This window comes from Streptomyces sp. NPDC005799 (assembly GCF_040630525.1).
Lineage (GTDB): Bacteria > Actinomycetota > Actinomycetes > Streptomycetales > Streptomycetaceae > Streptomyces > Streptomyces griseorubiginosus_B.
Genome location: NZ_JBEXXQ010000008.1, coordinates 149,164 through 167,406, shown reverse-complemented (window position 1 = coordinate 167,406; position 18,243 = coordinate 149,164). Strand labels below are relative to the sequence as shown.

At 71.6% G+C, this 18,243-nt stretch carries 13 protein-coding genes and 1 pseudogene; 12 read left to right on the top strand and 2 right to left on the bottom strand.

Annotated features, from left to right (window positions below; genetic code table 11):
• Nucleotides 1–73 precede the first annotated feature (73 nt).
• A complete protein-coding gene (locus ABZ453_RS10665; RefSeq protein WP_359013680.1) occupies nucleotides 74–1,363 on the bottom strand; it encodes an MFS transporter in 1,290 nt (429 codons plus the stop codon).
• A gap of 84 nt (nucleotides 1,364–1,447) precedes the next feature.
• Between ABZ453_RS10665 and ABZ453_RS10660 the strand changes: the two genes are divergently transcribed.
• From ABZ453_RS10660 to ABZ453_RS10630, 7 genes and pseudogenes are all read left to right on the top strand, one after another.
• On the top strand, nucleotides 1,448–2,419 hold the full coding sequence (locus tag ABZ453_RS10660) for a LysR family transcriptional regulator (protein WP_359013678.1): 972 nt from the start codon (nucleotides 1,448–1,450) through the stop codon (nucleotides 2,417–2,419).
• 288 nt (nucleotides 2,420–2,707) lie between these two features.
• The gene (locus ABZ453_RS10655) at nucleotides 2,708–3,547 is read left to right on the top strand and encodes a hypothetical protein (protein ID WP_359013676.1); all 840 of its coding nucleotides are present in this window, start codon (nucleotides 2,708–2,710) and stop codon (nucleotides 3,545–3,547) included.
• The gene (locus ABZ453_RS10650; protein ID WP_359013674.1) at nucleotides 3,547–5,757 is read left to right on the top strand and encodes a bifunctional polysaccharide deacetylase/glycosyltransferase family 2 protein; all 2,211 of its coding nucleotides are present in this window, start codon (nucleotides 3,547–3,549) and stop codon (nucleotides 5,755–5,757) included. The genes ABZ453_RS10655 and ABZ453_RS10650 overlap by 1 nt, the downstream gene beginning before the upstream one ends.
• Nucleotides 5,754–6,971, top strand: coding sequence for an acyltransferase (locus ABZ453_RS10645; protein ID WP_359013672.1), 1,218 nt, complete (start codon nucleotides 5,754–5,756; stop codon nucleotides 6,969–6,971). The genes ABZ453_RS10650 and ABZ453_RS10645 overlap by 4 nt, the downstream gene beginning before the upstream one ends.
• Nucleotides 6,972–7,043: 72 nt before the next feature.
• Nucleotides 7,044–7,668: pseudogene (locus ABZ453_RS10640) on the top strand (Uma2 family endonuclease).
• A gap of 166 nt (nucleotides 7,669–7,834) precedes the next feature.
• A complete protein-coding gene (locus ABZ453_RS10635; protein WP_359013671.1) occupies nucleotides 7,835–9,214 on the top strand; it encodes a nitrate/nitrite transporter in 1,380 nt (459 codons plus the stop codon).
• 116 nt (nucleotides 9,215–9,330) lie between these two features.
• Entirely contained in the window at nucleotides 9,331–10,491 is a 1,161-nt protein-coding gene (locus ABZ453_RS10630) for a uroporphyrinogen-III synthase (RefSeq protein ID WP_359013669.1), read from the top strand.
• Nucleotides 10,492–10,572: 81 nt separating this feature from the next.
• Here ABZ453_RS10630 and ABZ453_RS10625 read toward each other — a convergent pair whose 3' ends face one another.
• Entirely contained in the window at nucleotides 10,573–11,112 is a 540-nt protein-coding gene (locus tag ABZ453_RS10625; RefSeq protein WP_359013667.1) for an anthrone oxygenase family protein, read from the bottom strand.
• 165 nt (nucleotides 11,113–11,277) lie between these two features.
• Here ABZ453_RS10625 and ABZ453_RS10620 point away from each other — a divergent pair, with 165 nt between their 5' ends.
• The 5 genes from ABZ453_RS10620 to ABZ453_RS10600 all read left to right on the top strand — a co-directional run bounded on the left by ABZ453_RS10620 (nucleotide 11,278) and on the right by ABZ453_RS10600 (nucleotide 18,035).
• Nucleotides 11,278–11,874: an ABATE domain-containing protein gene (locus ABZ453_RS10620; RefSeq protein ID WP_208779849.1), complete on the top strand. Its 597-nt coding sequence runs from the start codon at nucleotides 11,278–11,280 to the stop codon at nucleotides 11,872–11,874.
• 329 nt (nucleotides 11,875–12,203) lie between these two features.
• Complete coding sequence (locus ABZ453_RS10615; RefSeq protein ID WP_010039908.1) at nucleotides 12,204–12,725, top strand: sigma-70 family RNA polymerase sigma factor; 522 nt, start codon at nucleotides 12,204–12,206, stop codon at nucleotides 12,723–12,725.
• Between the two features lie 47 nt (nucleotides 12,726–12,772).
• Entirely contained in the window at nucleotides 12,773–13,537 is a 765-nt protein-coding gene (locus tag ABZ453_RS10610) for a zf-HC2 domain-containing protein (RefSeq protein WP_359013664.1), read from the top strand.
• 104 nt (nucleotides 13,538–13,641) lie between these two features.
• Complete coding sequence (locus ABZ453_RS10605) at nucleotides 13,642–16,227, top strand: UvrD-helicase domain-containing protein (protein WP_359013662.1); 2,586 nt, start codon at nucleotides 13,642–13,644, stop codon at nucleotides 16,225–16,227.
• Nucleotides 16,228–16,619: 392 nt separating this feature from the next.
• A complete protein-coding gene (locus tag ABZ453_RS10600; RefSeq protein WP_359013660.1) occupies nucleotides 16,620–18,035 on the top strand; it encodes an NAD-dependent malic enzyme in 1,416 nt (471 codons plus the stop codon).
• Nucleotides 18,036–18,243: the final 208 nt, after the last annotated feature.

The following is an 18,243-nucleotide window of genomic DNA, read 5'->3' as shown; positions in this document are numbered from 1 at the left end:
AGTCGTCGAATCGTTTCGACGCCAGGCGTCGAAGCGCTTCGACGGAGGACGGTAGGTGCGGGCTGTGGGCGCGTCAACGCATCTGACGTGAATCGCTGTTCGGAGTACGTGTGCCGAGGGAGAGCAGGAGGGCCAGCGCGGCGGCCGTCACCGGTGCTCCGTAGGCGGCCGTCGGCGACAGATGGTCCACCAGCCAGCCGCCGGTCGCCGAGCCGCAGGCGATCCCGCCGAGCAGTCCGGTCACCGCGAGGGTCATGCCCTCGTTGAGCCGGCCCTGAGGGGTGTGCCGCTGGACCAGCGTCATGGTGGTGACCATCGTCGGGGCGGTCGCCATGCCGGCGATCAGGAGGGCGAGCGCGAGGAGCGGGAGCGAGCCGGTGAGGGAGGCGGCGAGCAGCGGCAGGGTCAGCAGGGCCGTCATCGCGGCGACGCACCACGTCAGAGGCCGGCCTACGGGCCCGGCCGGCCCGAGCGCCCCGAACAGCAGTCCCGCCGCGCATGATCCGGCCGCCTGCAGCCCGAGGGCCACGCCCGCCGCCGACCGGTGCCCCTGCGCGTCCGCGAACGCGATCGTGACGACCTCCGTCGAGCCGAACACCGCGCCCGCAGCGAGACAGACGGCCAGCAGCGGAGGCATCCCGGGGGCCCGCAGGGGTGACCCGGCCGGGCTGCGGCGACGCACGGGCGGCTCGGTCGAACGCTGCGCGGCGAACAGCAGGACGCCGGTCAGCAGCAGCACCGCCCCGGCGAGCGTGCCCGCCTCCGGGAAGAACGTCCCGCACAGGAAGGCCGCCAGCACCGGGCCCAGCATGAAGCACAGCTCGTCCGCGGCCTGTTCGAAGGAGTTCGCGGTGTGCAGGGCCCGCTCGTCGTCCCCGAGCAGGTGGGCCCAGCGGGCGCGGGACATGCCGCCGGTGTTCGGGGTCGTCGCGGTGGCGGCGTAGGAGGCGAAGAAGGTCCACGCGGGGGCGTCGTAGTGCACGCACAGCAGCAGCGCGAGCGAGCCGAGGACAGCGACCGCCGTGGCCGGTACGGCGATCCGGGCCTGCCCGTGCCGGTCGACGAGCCGGGCGATCCAGGGGGCGACCAGCCCGGTCGCCGCGAGCCCGGTCGCGGTGACGGCTCCGGCGAGGGCGTACGAGCCACGCGATCCGGCGATCATCATCACCGCGCTCAGGCTGAACATGCCCATCGGGAGCCGGGCCAGCAGGTTCCCGAGGGTGAAGGCGCGGGCGCCGGGGACGGCGAAGAGGCGGCGGTAGGGGCCGGGCGGGCGCTCCCGCCCACGGGGGCCGAAGTCGACGGCGACGAGGGTGTCGGCGGTGACGGTGAACAGCGGCGCTGTCCTGGTCGGTTCGGGCATGTGCAGCACCGTCGCCCCGGAGCGGTCGCCGCGTCCAACACCTGCTGCTCCTTGATCCACGCACTCCCGTTGTAAATTCGCCGGATGTCCGCACCCCGTCACCTCGACCCCCGTCTCCTGAGTGCCTTCGTCGCCGTCGCCGAGGAACTGCACTTCACCCGGGCCGCCGCCCGGCTCCACCTCGCCCAGCAGGCGCTCAGCCGGGATGTGCGGCGGCTGGAGCGGGAGCTCGGGACCGAGCTGTTCGTGCGCAGCACCCGGCAGGTGACGCTCACGCCCGACGGCGAGCGGCTGCTGCCGTACGCGCGCCGGGTGCTCGAGGCGCAGGACGACCTGCTCGGCGCCTTCGGACAGGCCCGTCCGCTGCTGGTCGACCTCAACTCGCCCGGCCTGGTCACCGGCCGCCGGGTGCTGCACCGGGCGCGTGAACTCGCCCCCGGGCACGAGCTGATGGCCCGTTACGAGAGCGGCCTGACCGGCGCGGCCCAGGAGTTGCTCGCCGGGCGGCTGGACGCGTCCTTCGGCCGGTTCGCGGGCCTGGACCCGGCCCTGCGAGGCGGTCTTGAGCACCTGCTCGTGCGGTACGAGCCGATGGCGGTCGTGCTGCCCGAGGACCACCGGCTGGCGTCGCTGGAGGCGGTGCCGCTGACCGCGCTGGCGGGCGAGACCGTGTACGCGGGCGCCGGAAACCCCCGCACCCCCGAGTGGACGGACCTCGCGCGCCGGCTCTTCGACGGCCGGGGCATAGCCGTCGCCCCGCCGGCGCCGCTGGCCGTCGGCGACGAGGAGTTCGAGCGGATCATGGCCAAGATGCGCAACCCGATCCTCGCCGTGGTGGACTTTCCGGCCATGCCGAGGACCGTGCTGCGGCCCTTGATCGACCCGGTGCCTTTGTCGCCGGTGTCACTTGTGTGGCGGAAGGGCCTGGTGCACCCGGGATTCGACGCGCTTCGGCGGGCCGCGCTGGAGCTGTCGGCCGCCGAAGGATGGCTGCGGCGGCCGGTCGACGGATGGATTCCGGCCATGGATCTGGACCCGGCGCGCACCCACTACTGACACACGGCGCACACGGATCCTCCTTCTGCGCTACATTCGTGGCCCGAGCACCTAGTGGTAAGGGGGGCGCAAGATCCCGGTGGGGGCCGGGTTCTGCGGCGAGTGCTCGGTGTCGTGTGCGCGCCCGGAACGGTCTCGTGGGGGATGTGCGTGCGCGTGAAAAAGTGGCGAGAAGACGCCCAACTGGAATGGCCCGAACCGCCATCAGGGGGCGATGCTCTCTCGGCGACCGGAAAAGTCGCCGAAGCGAACAGAACCCAGTCGTTTCCGGCCACCGGACGAAACGAAGTGCTCGGTGCCGGTCATGGCGGAAACTCACCGGACGGCTTCGACGCCTTCCGCAGCGGCCCCGCGGCTTCCCGAGGCCCCGCGGCTTCCCGTGACCCCTGGGCGGCGTCGGCCGACCCGGAGCACACCCATGACCCGCACGAGGTGACCGTCCAGCTGGACGGGGCCGGTCTGCGGCAGGACCTGAGCCCGCGGAAGGCCGAGCCCGGGCCGGCCGCTCCCGCCGACCCCTCCGACGCACCCGTGTTCGTGGACGAGTCGGGCCGCCGCAGCCGCACCTTCCGCCGACTGGGCATCGCCATCGGCATCGCCTGCGCGGTCTACGCCGTCGTCATCGTCGTCACCCTGCTCTCCGGCAGCTCCGACGCGCCCTGGCTGCCGGTGCCCGGCCAGCAGGACGACACGCCGGCCGGCCAGGTCGACACCTCGCCCGCGCCCTCGGACCCCGCCCGGCCCGCCGGCACCGCCGGTGTCACACCGGGCCCCACACCGGCCGCGAGCGACGGCACCACCCCGTCGCCCGGTGCGCGCGCCACCGCGCCCGGAGCATCCGCCGACCCGTCGGCGCCGGCCACGTCCGCCGACCCCACGCCGACACCCACCAAGTCGCCCACCAAACCGGGAACCGGCCTCGGCAACCCCAGCCCGCCGGCCTCCACCAGCCCGCCCCCGTCCGGCTCGCCCGACCCGAGCCCCAGCGTCGGCACGAGCTCCCCGTCCACGCCCCCAGACGGCCCCGGCACGGTGGCCGACGGACCGAGCACACGCCACCCCGTCGCCGGGGAAGCGGCCGGACCGGCCGCCCCGCTCGCACGAACGTCCCCGGAGAACACCCTCTGATGGCTTCCCGCACCACCCGCCGGCAGGCCGCCTCCGCCACCCCCGACGGCCTACGGCGCCGCCGCCTGCCCCTGCGTCTGCTGCTGCCGCTGCTCGTTCTCGTCGCGCTCGTGGCGATGCTGATGCTGCGCGGCTACGTCCACAGCGAGATACTCGCCGACCACCGCGTCCGGCCCGAGGCCGCCACCGGCGAGGTCCCGGAGAGGATCCTCGACGGCGGCCCGGTCATCGACACCCGCAGCGGCCGCACCACCAGCCTGAGCGTGCCCGACCACCGCCTCGTCCTCACCTTCGACGACGGCCCCGACCCGACCTGGACCCCGAAGGTCCTGGACGTGCTGAAGAAGCACCACGCGCACGCGGTCTTCTTCGTCACCGGCACCATGACCTCCCGCCACCCCGGCCTGGTCCGAAGGATGGTGGCGGAGGGCCACGAGGTCGGCCTGCACACCTTCAACCACCCCGACCTCTCCTACCAGTCGAAGAAGCGCATCGACTGGGAGCTGTCCCAGAACCAGCTGGCGCTCGCGGGCGCCGCCGGCATCCGCAGCTCGATCTTCCGCCCGCCCTACTCCTCCTTCGCCGACGCCATGGACGACAGGTCCTGGCCCGTCACGCGGTACATCGGCACCAAGGGCTATCTCACGGTCGTCAACAACACCGACAGCGAGGACTGGCGAAGGCCCGGCGTCGCCACGATCATCCGCAACGCCACCCCGCGCGGCGGCAAGGGCGCCGTCGTCCTGATGCACGACTCCGGCGGCGACCGCCACCAGACGGTGCGGGCCCTGGACCGGTTCCTGCCCGAGATGCAGGCGAGGGGCTACCGGTTCGACAACCTCACCGAGGCGCTCGACGCGCCCAGCGCGCTCCATCCGGTCACCGGCGCCGAGCTGTGGAAGGGCCGGGCGTGGATCTTCCTGGTCCGGGCCGCCGACGACATCACCGGCGTGATGGTGGCCGGCCTCGCGGTGATCGGCGCCCTCGTCATCGGCCGGTTCGCGCTGATGCTGCTGCTGTCCGGCGCGCACGCCCGCCGGGTCCGGCGGCGGGACTTCGGCTGGGGGCCGCCGGTCACCGAACCGGCGTCGGTGCTCGTGCCCGCGTACAACGAGGCCAAGTGCATCGAGAACACGGTCCGTTCGCTGATGGCGAGCGAGCACCCCATCGAGGTGATCGTCGTCGACGACGGCTCCGGCGACGGCACCGCGAGGATCGTCGAGGCGATGGGCCTGCCCGACGTCCGGGTCGTGCGGCAGCTGAACGCGGGCAAGCCCGCCGCCCTCAACCGGGGCCTCGCCAACGCCCGCCACGACATCGTCGTGATGATGGACGGCGACACCGTCTTCGAACCGTCCACCGTCCGCGAGCTGGTGCAGCCCTTCGGCGACCCGCGCGTGGGCGCCGTCGCCGGCAACGCGAAGGTCGGCAACCGGGATTCGCTGATCGGGGCCTGGCAGCACATCGAGTACGTGATGGGCTTCAACCTCGACCGCCGTATGTACGACATCCTGCGCTGCATGCCGACGATCCCGGGGGCCGTGGGGGCCTTCCGCCGCTCCGCGCTGGAGCGGGTCGGCGGGATGAGCGACGACACGCTCGCCGAGGACACCGACATCACGATGGCCATGCACCGCGACGGCTGGCGGGTGGTGTACGCCGAGAAGGCGCGCGCCTGGACCGAGGCGCCCGAGACGGTCCAGCAGCTGTGGTCCCAGCGCTACCGCTGGTCGTACGGCACCATGCAGGCGATCTGGAAGCACCGGCGCGCCCTCGTGGAGCGGGGTCCCTCGGGCCGCTTCGGCCGGGTGGGACTGCCGCTGGTGTCGCTGTTCATGGTGGTGGCCCCGCTGCTCGCCCCGCTGATCGACGTCTTCCTCCTGTACGGCGTCGTGTTCGGCCCCACCGAGAAGACGATCGTGGCCTGGCTCGGGGTGCTGGCGATCCAGGCGATCTGCGCGGCATACGCCTTCCGCCTCGACAAGGAACGCATGACCCATCTGATCTCGCTCCCCCTGCAGCAGATCCTCTACCGCCAGCTCATGTACGTCGTGCTGCTCCAGTCCTGGATCACGGCCCTCACCGGCGGCCGGCTGCGCTGGCAGAAGCTGCGCCGCACGGGGGTCGTGGAGGCGCCGGGCGGGCCGGTGCCGCGCCAGCGCGGCCGTACGAGCAGTACGAGCAGCAGTGATCGGAGGCCCGTGGCATGAGGCAAGGACACCCGACCGACGTCCCGCACCGGCCGGAACCTGCGCCCGCGCCCGCTTCCGCGCCGGGGAAGCCGGCCCGTGACCGGTACCTGGACCTCCTGCGCTCGATCGCCCTGGTCCGGGTGGTCGTCTACCACCTCTTCGGCTGGGCGTGGCTGTCGGTCCTCTTCCCCTCCATGGGCGTGATGTTCGCGCTCGCCGGCTCGCTGATGGCACGGTCGCTCAGCCGCCCGGCGCTGAGCGTGGTCCGCGGCCGGGTCCGCCGACTGCTGCCTCCCCTGTGGGCGTTCAGCGCCGTGGTCGTGGCCATGATGTTCGCGGACGGCTGGAACCCGCTGAAGGACCCGGACACCGGGGGCGCCTGGGGGGTGGCGGACCTCCTCAACTACGTCGTCCCGGTCGGCGCCCCGCCCTACCCCTGGCACCTCGGCACCGACGGGGGCCTGTTCGACTCCACCTGGGCGGACCAGGCGGCGGGACCGCTGTGGTACCTCCGCGCCTATCTGTGGTTCGTGATCGCATCTCCGCTGCTGCTGTGGGCCTTCCGCCGCGCGCCGTGGCCGACGCTGCTCGCCCCGCTCGCCCTGACGGCGATCGTCGGCACCGGTGTCGTCACGATCCCCGGCGAGACGGGGAACGCCGTCACCGACTTCGGGACGTACGGCGCCTGCTGGGTCCTGGGCTTCGCCCACCACGAGGGGCTGCTGCGACGCGTCCCCCGTTACCTCGCGGTCTCCGGCTCGGCGCTGGTGATGGCGTTCGGGCTGTGGTGGGCGTCGGGCCATCCCGGCGAGGACGCCTGGGACCTGAACGACATCCCGCTGGCCCAGGCGACCTGGTCCCTCGGGTTCGTCGTCATCCTGCTCCAGTACTCCCCGTCCTGGCAGGAGCTGCCGGGCCGCCTCGCCCGCTGGGACAGGCTGGTGACCCTCTCCAACAACAGGGCCGTCACCATCTACCTCTGGCACAACCTCCTGATCATGGCGACGTTCCCGATCATCGACCGCGCCTACGACCTCCCCTTCATGGACAGCGACACGGCGTCGTCGGCCCTGGACTCGACGTACGGCTTCTGGACGTTCGTCCTGATCTGGCCCCTGATCGGCCTGACGATCCTGGCGTTCGGCTGGATCGAGGACCTGGCCGCCAGACGCAGCCCACGCCTGTGGCCCGACGGAAGGCGACGCGGGGGAGCCCGACGGATCACTCGTTGAGGTGAGGCCCGTGTGTCATTCCCCCTGGGTACGCTGACACGACAGGCGAGACTCCGTCCCATGGGAGCACCGATGAGCGCCGTACGCGACGACCGGCCGGACGACGAGCCGGCGTACCGCTGGCCGATTCCGCCGGCCGAAGGCTGGACCGCGGACGACCTCGACCGGATTCCGGGCCTCCCGCCGCACACGGAGTTGATCGACGGGAGTCTCGTCTTCATGAGTCCGCAGACTCGATTTCACAGCCGGACCATGCGTCTGCTGGACAACGCTCTGCTGGAACAGGCACCAGCGCACTTGGACGTCGACCGTGAGATGACGGGTCAGACTTGACCTGAAGAACCGCCCCGAGCCGGACATCGTGGTCTTCCTCGCCGAAGCGGTGACCGGTCCGAACCAGACCTCCTACAACCCCGAGGACATCCTCCTCGCCGTGGAAGTCGTCTCCGCCGACTCGCGTGAACGGGACCGCGAGGTCAAGCCCCGTAAGTACGCGGCCGCGGGCGTGCCTCACTTCTGGCGGGTGGAGCAGGACGGCGACAAGGGGCTGCCGGTCGTCTACGTCTACGAACTCGACCCGGCCACCGGCTCCTACGGACTCACCGGCATCTTCCACAACCGCCTCAAGGTCTCCGTGCCCTTCGAGATCGACATCGACCTCACTCCCGGGCCTCCCCGCTCCGGGAGCCGTTCGTAACGTGCGGGGTCGGAACCTCTCATCCCGCCCCCGCGTCGGGTGAGAGCAACGTTCCCTTCCGGTCACCCGGTGCCACAGGGCGGTAACGCCGCCTCCCTACCTTCGGGATTCATCACCGCTCATCTGCCCCAAGCACGACCGAGCCCCGGAGCACCGTGGAGGCGTCATGACAGCCCCTAGTACAGCCCCCGCATCCAGCAGGGGAGGCCGCTGGATCCAGCAGTGGGATCCCGAGGACGAGGCCTTCTGGAACGAGACCGGAGAGAAGATCGCCAAGCGCAACCTCGTCTTCTCCGTGCTCTCCGAGCACATCGGGTTCTCGATCTGGACCCTGTGGTCCGTGCTGGTGCTCTTCATGGGGCCGGAGTACGGGCTGACCCCGGCCGACAAGTTCCTGCTGACGTCGATGGTCACACTCGTCGGCGCCGTCGTCCGCGTCCCCTACACCTTCGCCGTCGCGATCTTCGGCGGCCGGAACTGGACGATCATCTCGGCCGGTCTGCTGCTCATCCCCACCGTCGCCGCGTTCGCGGTGATGAAGCCCGGGACGTCCTTCGACACCTTCCTGCTCGTCGGCCTGCTGGCCGGCATCGGCGGCGGCAACTTCGCCTCCTCGATGACCAACATCAACGCCTTCTTCCCGCTCAGGAAGAAGGGCTGGGCGCTCGGCCTCAACGCGGGCGGCGGCAACATCGGCGTCGCGGCGATCCAGCTGGTGGCCCTCGCCGTCATCGGTGCCAGCGGCGGCCCGCGCCTGCTGCTCGGGATCTACATCCCGCTCATCGTCGTCGCCGCGGTCCTCGCCGCGCTCTTCATGGACAACATCGAGAACGTGAAGAACGACACCGGCGCCGCCAAGGACGCCGCCCGGGACGCCCACACCTGGATCATGTCCGTCCTCTACATCGGGACGTTCGGCTCCTTCATCGGCTACAGCTTCGCCTTCGGGCAGGTGCTGACCAACCAGTTCGGCCGTACGCCGCTGCAGGCCACCTACCTCACCTTCATCGGCCCGCTGCTCGGCTCGCTGGTGCGGCCCGTGGGCGGCTGGCTCGCCGACAAGTACGGCGGCGCGAAGATCACCCTCTACAACTACATCGCCATGGCCGCCGCCACCGCAGTCCTGGTCCTCGCCAGCATGCAGAAGTCGCTCCCCCTGTTCGTCACCGCGTTCGTGGTCCTGTTCGCGCTCGCCGGCCTCGGCAACGGATCGACCTTCAAGATGATCCCCGGCATCTTCCAGGCCAAGGCCCTCTCCCAGGGGCTTCAGGGCGAGGAAGCGGTCAAGTACGGGCGCCGGCTCTCCGGTGCCTCGATGGGCCTCATCGGGGCGGTGGGCGCGCTCGGCGGCGTCGGGATCAACATGGCCTTCCGGCAGTCCTTCCTGTCCTACGGCTCCGGAACCGGCGCGTTCGTCGCCTTCCTCGCCTACTACGCTCTCTGCTTCGCGGTCACCTGGGCCGTATACCTTCGCCGCCCGGCCACAACCACCGAGGCCGCGACCGCCTCAGAGGCGAAGCCGCAGCTCAGCTATGCCGAGGTGTGACGTAACACCGCCGACATGAAGCCGAACCGAGCCTGTCACGCGCCGTTGACAGGCTCGTTCGGCATTGCAGGTACCGCGTACCTCCTGTATGACGACTCGAGTTCGGGACGAGAGCCATGGACGACGAACAGCAGCGACCGCAGCCCGGTCAGCACGGCCCGCTCGCGGGATTCACCGTGGGTGTCACGGCCGCGCGCCGGGCCGACGAACTGGGCGCTCTGCTGCAGCGACGGGGAGCCGCCGTCGTGCACGCGCCCGCCCTGCGCATCGTGCCGCTCGCCGACGACAGCGAACTGCTGGCGGCGACGAAGGACCTGATCGACCTGGCACCCGACGTGGTCGTGGCCACGACCGCCATCGGCTTCCGGGGGTGGGTCGAGGCCGCCGACGGGTGGGGGCTCGGGGAGCCGCTGCTGGAGCGGCTGCACGCGGTGGAGCTGCTGGCGCGCGGACCCAAGGTCAAGGGGGCGATACGGGCCGCCGGGCTCACCGAGGACTGGTCGCCGTCGAGCGAGTCCATGGCCGAGGTGCTGGACCGGCTGCTGGAGGAGGGCGTCGACGGGCGCCGGATCGCCGTACAGCTGCACGGTGAGCCGCTGCCCGGGTTCGTGGAGGCGCTGCGGGCCGCGGGCGGCGAGGTCGTCGGGGTGCCGGTGTACCGGTGGATGCCGCCGGAGGACATCGGGCCGGTGGACCGGCTGCTGGACGCCGTCGTCTCGCGGGGCCTGGACGCGATCACCTTCACCAGCGCGCCGGCCGCGGCGTCCCTGCTGAACCGGGCCGAGGAACGGAGGCTGCTGCCGGAGCTGATCGCGGCCCTCCACCACGACGTACTGCCCGCCTGCGTCGGACCGGTCACCGCTCTGCCGCTGCAGGCGCGTGGCGTCGACACCGTTCAGCCGGAGCGGTTCCGGCTCGGGCCGCTGGTGCAGCTGCTGTGCCAGGAACTGCCGGGCCGGGCGCGCGCCCTGCCGATCGCCGGGCACCGGGTGGAGATTCGGGGGCACGCGGTGCTCGTCGACGGGGAGCTGAGGCCGGTGCCGCCCGCGGGGATGTCCCTGCTGCGGGCACTGTCCCGGCGGCCGGGGTGGGTGGTGGCCCGCTCGGAGCTGCTGCGTGCCCTGCCCGGTGCCGGGCGCGACGAGCACGCGGTGGAGACGGCGATGGCCCGCCTGCGGACGGCACTGGGGGCGCCGAAGCTGATCCAGACGGTGGTGAAGCGGGGGTACCGGCTGGCGTTGGACCCGGCTGCGGACGCGAAGTACGCGGACGTCTGAGGTGGGGCGCCCGGCGTTCCGGGTGCCGTCTGCCGGGGCCTGCCGGCTCCCGGGCCCCCTTCGGCCCGAACGGCCGCGTCCTCAGACTCCCCCGGACGGGACGCCGCTGGGGGCACCGCTGGACGGGCTGATATCGCCCCTGCGCCGGAATGCCCCGTACAGCACCAGCCCCCGCGTCAGGCACACCAGCGCCACCGTCGACAGCACCGCGCGCACCGCGTTCCATGCCACCCACGCGTGCTCGAAGTGCTCCCGGGCCGCGGTCGGGTCGCCCGCGCGGGAAAGGCTGTCGTTGAGGGGGATGTTGAAGGCCATGGTCGTCAGGAAGCCGGCGGTGTACGAGGCGAGGGCCGCCCACACCCACCAGCGGCACGGCTGTCCCCGCAGCTGCCACGCCGACACCGCCGTGAGCAGCAGCGCGCCCATGAAGGAGAGGAAGAACACCGGGTTCTGGATCACGTCGTTGATGTCGTTCATGACCTCGACGTAGATCCGGTCGTCGCTGCGGGCCAGCGCCGGCATCACGCAGCAGGCGAAGATGTAGTAGACCCCGGCGATCAGTCCCATGGCGACCGTGGCCGCGCCCAGTACGAGTCCCGTGGCAGTCCTGTTCCGTGTCATGCCTCAAGTCAACGGACGGCGCGGCGCCCCGGACATCGCCGAGACGCGCACTCCCATACGCGCTCGTCCAATCACCCCGCCGGCACGAGGGGTTCCGGCCGCGCGGGCGGACGGGCACTGTAAGGGGAACGGTTCTCCACCCCAGCCCCAGGCGGTGACAGGCACATGGCACTGGGTACGGTCTCGGTCCCTCACGAGCTGCGCTTCGACGCCGGGCGGATCTGCCTGGACCTCCTGGCGACGACGCATCCCGAGGAACGGTTCGACTCGGTCGAGGTGCTGTGCGCCTGGATCGTGGGCGCGGGACTCGTTCCGCCGGGCACGTCACTGGCGCACGCCGACCCGGGCTGGCTGGTCGGCTTCCGAGAACTGCGAGCCCGGATCGGCCAGTTGGTGCGCGGCGCGCTCGCCGCCGTACCCAGGCCGTCGTACGACCTCGCGCTCGTCCGCGTGAACGAGCTCGCCAGGACCGCGCCGCCGGCCCCGCGTGCCGTGCGCGGCGAGGACGGGGTGCTGGTCAGGGAGTTGGACGGGCCGCCGGAGTGCGCGGCGCTGCTCGGGGCGATCGCCCGGGACGCCGTGGAGCTGCTCACCGACCCGGTCGCGCGGGCGGGACTGCGGCAGTGCGAGGGGGACAACTGCCCGATCTTCTACGTCGATTCGTCCCGGGGACGTAGGAGGCGCTGGTGCTCCAGTGAGGTCTGCGGGAACCGCGAACGGGTGGCCCGGCACCGTCGCAGGGTGGCCCTCACCCGGGCCTAAGTGTCCTGATTGCTCCGTACGCCAGGTAACGGGCATTCTGGTGTCGAAGTGATTTCGACAACATCCCGTTTGCCTCCGGCCCCCCCTGGGCAGCCGGCTCGATCTTGCCGATGTGGCAGAAATGTAAAGATCGCGGGGTGGGAATGTGCTCTCATGTCCCACTCATCACGTCACCCCGAAGAAAACTGTCGTGCCTCTTTGAACATGACGGAGACCACATCCGTACCTGTGCACGAGCGACCGACTGGGGGAACCCCCGGACATCGGAGGTGGGCGTGCGCAAGGATTCCGTCGTGGCCAATGAACGTGGATCGAGGGCCCGACATCGCATGTCCCAGCCCTCGGAACCTGATGAGGAGCTGATGCGTGCCCTGTACCGGGAGCACGCCGGACCTCTCCTTGCTTATGTACTGCGCCTGGTCGCCGGAGACCGGCAGCGCGCCGAGGACGTGGTCCAGGAAACGCTCATCCGTGCCTGGAAGAACGCCGGCCAGCTCAATCGAGCGACCGGATCGGTACGCCCCTGGCTGGTGACGGTCGCGCGCCGCATCGTCATCGACGGCCACCGCAGCCGGCAGGCCCGGCCGCAGGAGGTCGATCCGTCGCCGCTGGAGGTCATCCCCGCGGAGGACGAGATCGACAAGGCGCTGTGGCTGATGACGTTGTCCGACGCGCTCGACGACCTGACCCCGGCCCACCGGGAGGTGCTCGTCGAGACGTACTTCAAGGGGCGTACCGTCAATGAGGCGGCCGAGACGCTGGGCATTCCCAGCGGAACGGTGCGGTCACGGGTGTTCTATGCCCTGCGGTCGATGAAGCTGGCTCTGGAGGAGCGGGGGGTGACGGCATGAGTGTTTACGGGGGATTCGGAACGGGTGGTTCGGGTATGTCTGGCCCCATGATGGGATCTCCGGGCCCGAGCGAGCACGAAACGGTCGGTGCCTACGCCCTCGGCATCCTCGACGACGCCGAGGCGACCGCCTTCGAGGCGCATCTCGCCACCTGCGAATGGTGCGCCCAGCAGCTCGACGAGCTGGCGGGGATGGAACCCATGCTGGCGGCGCTCGCGGACCTGCCGGGGACCGGCACGCCCGCGATCGGCGAATCGCTCTCCGCACGGCCCAGCCCACGGCTCGCGGAGAAGCTGGTCGACGAGGTCGCCGAGCGCCGGGCGGTCAAGCGCCGCAAGGGCTTCTACCTGGTCGCGGCCGCGGCCGCGCTGATCATCGGCGGTCCGCTCGCGGTGATGGCCGCGAACGGCGGCGGCAGCTCGGGCGGCACCAACGCCACCCCGCTGGCGGCCGGCGCCAAGGCTGCTTTCGGTCAGATCTCCGACAAGGTGTCGGCGACCGACTCCTCCACCAAGGTCCAGGCGACCGTGGCCATGGAGAAGAAGGACTGGGGCACCTGGGGCGTCGTCGAGCTCAGCAACGTCAAGGGACCGCTGAAGTGCTCGCTCATCGCCGTCGGCAAGAACGGCGAGCGCGAGACCATGTCCTCCTGGTCGGTCCCCAAGTGGGGCTACGGCGTCCCGAACGCCAAGGTCGAGGAGGCGAAGCAGCCTCTGTACGCGCAGGGCGGCGCCGCCTTCCAGCCCAACGAGATCGACCACTTCGAGGTCATGACCTTCGACGGCAAGAAGCTCGTCCAGGTCGACGCGTAGCACTTGTCGGTCTCCTCGTGGGACCGACGCGCGCCGCCACGTAGCTTTGACGGGTCCCCTTCGCGTACGGTTGACGGCTGCCCAGCACGTCAGAAGGGGGCCCGGTGGCCGCTCAGGCTCAGCAGGAAACCGCGGTCGGCTCGGATCACGACTCCGTACGGGACCGAGAGATCAGCGTCGAACAGGAACACCTGGACCGGGTCTACCGGCGGCTCGAGGAGAAGATCCACGAGGCCGAGTTCCTGATGAACGACGCGGCCAAGCGCGGCCAGGTCGGCACACCCGGGGCGCTCGCCGAGCGGGACGCCCAGGTCTTCCGGGCCGGCATCCATCTCAGCCGGCTGAACAACGAGTTCGAGGACTTCCTCTTCGGGCGGATCGACCTGCTGCTCGGCAAGGACGGCAAGAAGGGGCCGGACGGCGCGTACACCGCCGTGGAGCCCGCCGAGGGCGCCGTGCGCGAGGACGGCACGGCCGACATCGCCGAGACGCTGCACATCGGGCGGATCGGTGTCCTCGACGCCGAGTACGCGCCCCTGGTCATCGACTGGCGGGCGCCCGCGGCCGCCCCCTTCTACCGCTCCACCCCCGTCGACCCCGGCCGGGTCGTACGGCGCCGGGTCATCCGCTCCAAGGGCCGCCGCGTCCTCGGCGTCGAGGACGACCTGATGCGCCCCGAGCTCAAGGCCCGCCTCGACGGCGAGGAACTGCCCGTCATCGGCGACGGCGCCCTGATGGCCGCGCTCGGCCAGGCCCGTAGCCACACCATGCGGGACATCGTCGCCTCCATCCAGGCCGAGCAGGACCTGGTCATCCGTGCCCCCGCCGCCTCGGTGACCTACGTCGAGGGCGGTCCCGGCACCGGCAAGACCGCCGTCGCCCTGCACCGCGCCGCCTACCTCCTCTACCAGGACCGGCGCCGGTACGCGGGCGGCATCCTCATCGTCTCCCCGACCCCCCTGCTGGTCGCCTACACCGAGGGCGTCCTGCCCTCCCTCGGCGAGGAGGGCCAGGTCGCCATCCGCGCGATCGGCTCCCTGGTCGACGGCGCGGAGGCCACGCTGTACGACTCCCCGTCCACCGCCCGCGCCAAGGGCTCGTACCGCATGCTCAAGGTCCTGCGGAAGGCGGCGCGGGGCGCGCTGGAGCTGGGGCCGGACGGGGGGCCGGGCGGTCCGGGTGCCGGGGGGCGCCCGCCCGCCGCCTCACATGCCGCCGCACCGGACTCCGTCGCCTCCCGCCGCCGTGCCGGCCCGGGCTCCGGCCGGCGCGGCGTCGGAGAGGAGGGCCCGGACGCCACGGACGACACGGGCGAGGCCGCCTTTGCCGGGCCGGACCGCCCGGAGCAGCTCGCGTTCGGGGACGGGGACGGGGCCGGCGACCGGAACGGGAACAGGAGCGGGGACGGCTTCGGCGCGCTCGCAGCCGCGCCGGCGCCCGCCGGGCCCCCCACCCGGCTGCGCGTCGTCGCCTTCGGGCGTCGGCTGGAGCTGGAGGCGGGCGCGCTGGAACGGATCCGTCGCACCGCCCTCGGCGGCACCGCGCCCGTCAACCTGCTGCGCCCCCGCGCCCGCAAGCTGCTCCTCGACGCCCTGTGGGAGCAGTCCGGCGCCGGCACCCGGCACAGCGACCCCGAGCTCGCCGCCGAACTGCGCTCCTCCTTCGACGAGGACATCACCACCGAGGACTCCTTCACCGAGTTCCTCGACGCCTGGTGGCCCGAGCTGACCCCGCGTGCGGTGCTGGAGGCGATGGCCGACGAGCGCCGGCTGGGCCGCTGGGCCCGCCGGATCCTCAACCCCGGCGAGGTCCGCCGCGTCGCCCGCTCGCTGCGCCGCGACGGCCTCTCCGTGCACGACATCGCCCTGCTGGACGAGCTCCAGTCCATCCTCGGCGTCCCCGCCCGGCCCCGGAAGAAGCGCGAGCTGGACCCGCTGGACCAGCTGACCGGCCTGGAGGAGCTGATGCCGGTGCGCGAGGAGTCGCAGCGCGAGCGCGCCGAACGCCTCGCGCAGGAGCGCACCGAGTACGCCCACGTCATCGTCGACGAGGCTCAGGACCTCACCCCGATGCAGTGGCGGATGGTCGGCCGCCGCGGCCGGCACGCCACCTGGACGGTGGTCGGCGACCCCGCCCAGTCCTCCTGGTCCGACCCCGACGAGGCGGCCGAGGCCCGCGACGAGGCCCTCGGCACCCGCCCGCGCCGCCGCTTCCAGCTGACCGTCAACTACCGCAACCCCGCCGAGATCGCCGAACTCGCCTCCAAGGTCCTCGCCCTCGCCATGCCGGGTGCCGAGTCCCCCTCGGCGGTCCGCTCCACCGGCGTACAACCGCGCTTCACCGTCGTACGCGACTCCCTCGCGCAGACCGTCCGCGCCGAGGCCGCCCGCCTCCTCGACCTCGTCGACGGCACCGTCGGTGTCGTCGTCGCCATGCAGCGGCGCGAGGAGGCGGCCCGCTGGCTCGCCGGACTCGGCGACCGGGTGGTGGCGCTCGGCAGCCTGGAGGCGAAGGGCCTGGAGTACGACGCCACGGTCGTCGTCTCCCCGGCGGAGATCGCGGACGAGTCCCCGGCGGGACTGCGGGTGCTGTACGTGGCCCTCACCCGGGCGACCCAGCAGCTGACGGTCGTGTCGGCGGAGCGCGACCAGCCGGACCCGGCCGGGGTGCCGGACCTGCTCAGAGATTAGAAGGAGATGAACTCTCGTGACGGGAATGGCCTGACGGGATCCGTTTGTTAGCCTGGATGCGACACCGGCCCGATCCAAGCCCCCGGGCCCAACCTTCGTCCCTGAGAGGGACCACTTGCCGCGAGGCGAGCATGGCGGGTCGGTGTCACTGACGTCGAAGAGGTCCGCGCCCAGCAGGGCGCGGACCTCTTTTGTTGCGAACAAAACGATCGCAATCCGGGGCGGCTAACGCCTACTCAGCAGTAGGTGCGACCATCGGACGGCATACCCAGCGTCAAGGTGGCTGCGTCTCCCGGGGGGCAACCCCCGGACCCCCGGCAGAAAGAACGGGTCGGCTGGGACGACCGGCGCAGATACCGCGCGGCGAACCTGAGTGAAAGAGGAAGTCGGCCATGGCAACGGCGCCCAGCGTCTCCTACTCGATGACGGTCCGGCTGGAGGTGCCCGCGAGCGGAACCGCCGTCTCGCAGCTCACCACCGCCGTGGAGTCCTCCGGAGGCTCGGTGACCGGCCTCGACGTCACCGCCTCCGGTCACGAGAAGCTCCGCATCGACGTCACCATCGCCGCCACCTCCACCAGCCACGCCGACGAGATCGTCGAGAAGCTGCGCGGCATCGAGGGCGTCATCCTCGGCAAGGTCTCCGACCGTACGTTCCTGATGCACCTCGGTGGCAAGATCGAGATGGCGTCGAAGCACCCCATCCGCAACCGTGACGACCTGTCCATGGTCTACACGCCGGGCGTGGCCCGCGTCTGCATGGCGATCGCCGAGAACCCCGAGGACGCCCGCCGTCTGACCATCAAGCGCAACTCCGTTGCGGTCGTGACGGACGGCTCCGCCGTGCTGGGCCTCGGCAACATCGGCCCCAAGGCCGCCCTCCCGGTCATGGAGGGCAAGGCGGCCCTCTTCAAGCGCTTCGCGGGCATCGACGCCTGGCCGCTGTGCCTCGACACCCAGGACACCGACGCGATCGTCGAGATCGTCAAGGCGATCGCCCCCGGGTTCGCCGGCATCAACCTCGAGGACATCTCCGCCCCCCGCTGCTTCGAGATCGAGGCGCGGCTGCGCGAGGCCCTCGACATCCCCGTCTTCCACGACGACCAGCACGGCACCGCGATCGTCGTCCTGGCCGCCCTCAAGAACGCACTTCGCTGCACCGGCAAGGCGATTGAGAACATCCGGGTCGTCATGTCCGGCGCCGGCGCGGCCGGTACCGCCATCCTCAAGCTGCTGCTCGCGGCCGGCGTGAAGAACGCCGTCGTCGCCGACATCCGCGGTGTCGTGCACGCCGGGCGGGAGGACCTGCGGGAGGCTCCCGCGGACTCGGCGCTGCGCTGGATCGCCGACAACACCAACCCCGAGGGCCTGACCGGCACGCTGAAGGAAGCCGTTCGCGGAGCCGACGTGTTCATCGGCGTCTCCGCCCCGAACGTGCTGGACGGGGACGACGTGGCCGCCATGGGCGAGGGTGCCATCGTGTTCGCGCTCGCGAACCCCGACCCCGAGGTCGACCCGGCGATCGCCCGTCAGACGGCGGCCGTCGTGGCCACCGGCCGCTCCGACTTCCCGAACCAGATCAACAACGTGCTGGTCTTCCCGGGCGTCTTCCGCGGTCTGCTGGACGCGCAGTCCCGCACCGTCAACACGGAGATGATGCTGGCCGCCGCGAGCGCGCTGGCCGACGTGGTGACCGAGGACGAGCTCAACCCGAACTACATCGTCCCGAGCGTCTTCAACGACAAGGTCGCGGGCGCGGTGGCCGGTGCGGTGCGGGAGGCGGCCAAGGCGGCGGGCGCCACGTCCTAGACGTGGCGTACGGTGCTGGACGGGCCTGTCGCGGCTTGGCGGGCCTGTCGTACTGTGGGCGGACTGTGAGCATCACCACGACGTGCCGCACCGGCGAGTCGTGGAACCGGGCGCCTCTCGCCACCCTCTAGGGTGGCGGCCACGCTCGCGCCTCCTCGGCCCGCGTTTCGTGTGACCCCCTAGGGTGTACTCACGACTCCAACGGGTG

What these genes read in the sequence shown, in the direction of transcription:
- ABZ453_RS10660 (WP_359013678.1), top strand. Translation starts at nt 1,448, where the DNA reads ATGTCCGCACCCCGTCACCTCGACCCCCGTCTCCTGAGTGCCTTCGTC.
- ABZ453_RS10615 (WP_010039908.1), top strand. Translation starts at nt 12,204, where the DNA reads ATGTCCCAGCCCTCGGAACCTGATGAGGAGCTGATGCGTGCCCTGTAC.
- ABZ453_RS10625 (WP_359013667.1), bottom strand. Translation starts at nt 11,112, where the DNA reads ATGACACGGAACAGGACTGCCACGGGACTCGTACTGGGCGCGGCCACG.
- ABZ453_RS10600 (WP_359013660.1), top strand. Translation starts at nt 16,620, where the DNA reads ATGGCAACGGCGCCCAGCGTCTCCTACTCGATGACGGTCCGGCTGGAG.
- ABZ453_RS10665 (WP_359013680.1), bottom strand. Translation starts at nt 1,363, where the DNA reads ATGCCCGAACCGACCAGGACAGCGCCGCTGTTCACCGTCACCGCCGAC.
- ABZ453_RS10635 (WP_359013671.1), top strand. Translation starts at nt 7,835, where the DNA reads ATGACAGCCCCTAGTACAGCCCCCGCATCCAGCAGGGGAGGCCGCTGG.
- ABZ453_RS10620 (WP_208779849.1), top strand. Translation starts at nt 11,278, where the DNA reads ATGGCACTGGGTACGGTCTCGGTCCCTCACGAGCTGCGCTTCGACGCC.
- ABZ453_RS10610 (WP_359013664.1), top strand. Translation starts at nt 12,773, where the DNA reads ATGATGGGATCTCCGGGCCCGAGCGAGCACGAAACGGTCGGTGCCTAC.
- ABZ453_RS10645 (WP_359013672.1), top strand. Translation starts at nt 5,754, where the DNA reads ATGAGGCAAGGACACCCGACCGACGTCCCGCACCGGCCGGAACCTGCG.
- ABZ453_RS10630 (WP_359013669.1), top strand. Translation starts at nt 9,331, where the DNA reads ATGGACGACGAACAGCAGCGACCGCAGCCCGGTCAGCACGGCCCGCTC.
- ABZ453_RS10650 (WP_359013674.1), top strand. Translation starts at nt 3,547, where the DNA reads ATGGCTTCCCGCACCACCCGCCGGCAGGCCGCCTCCGCCACCCCCGAC.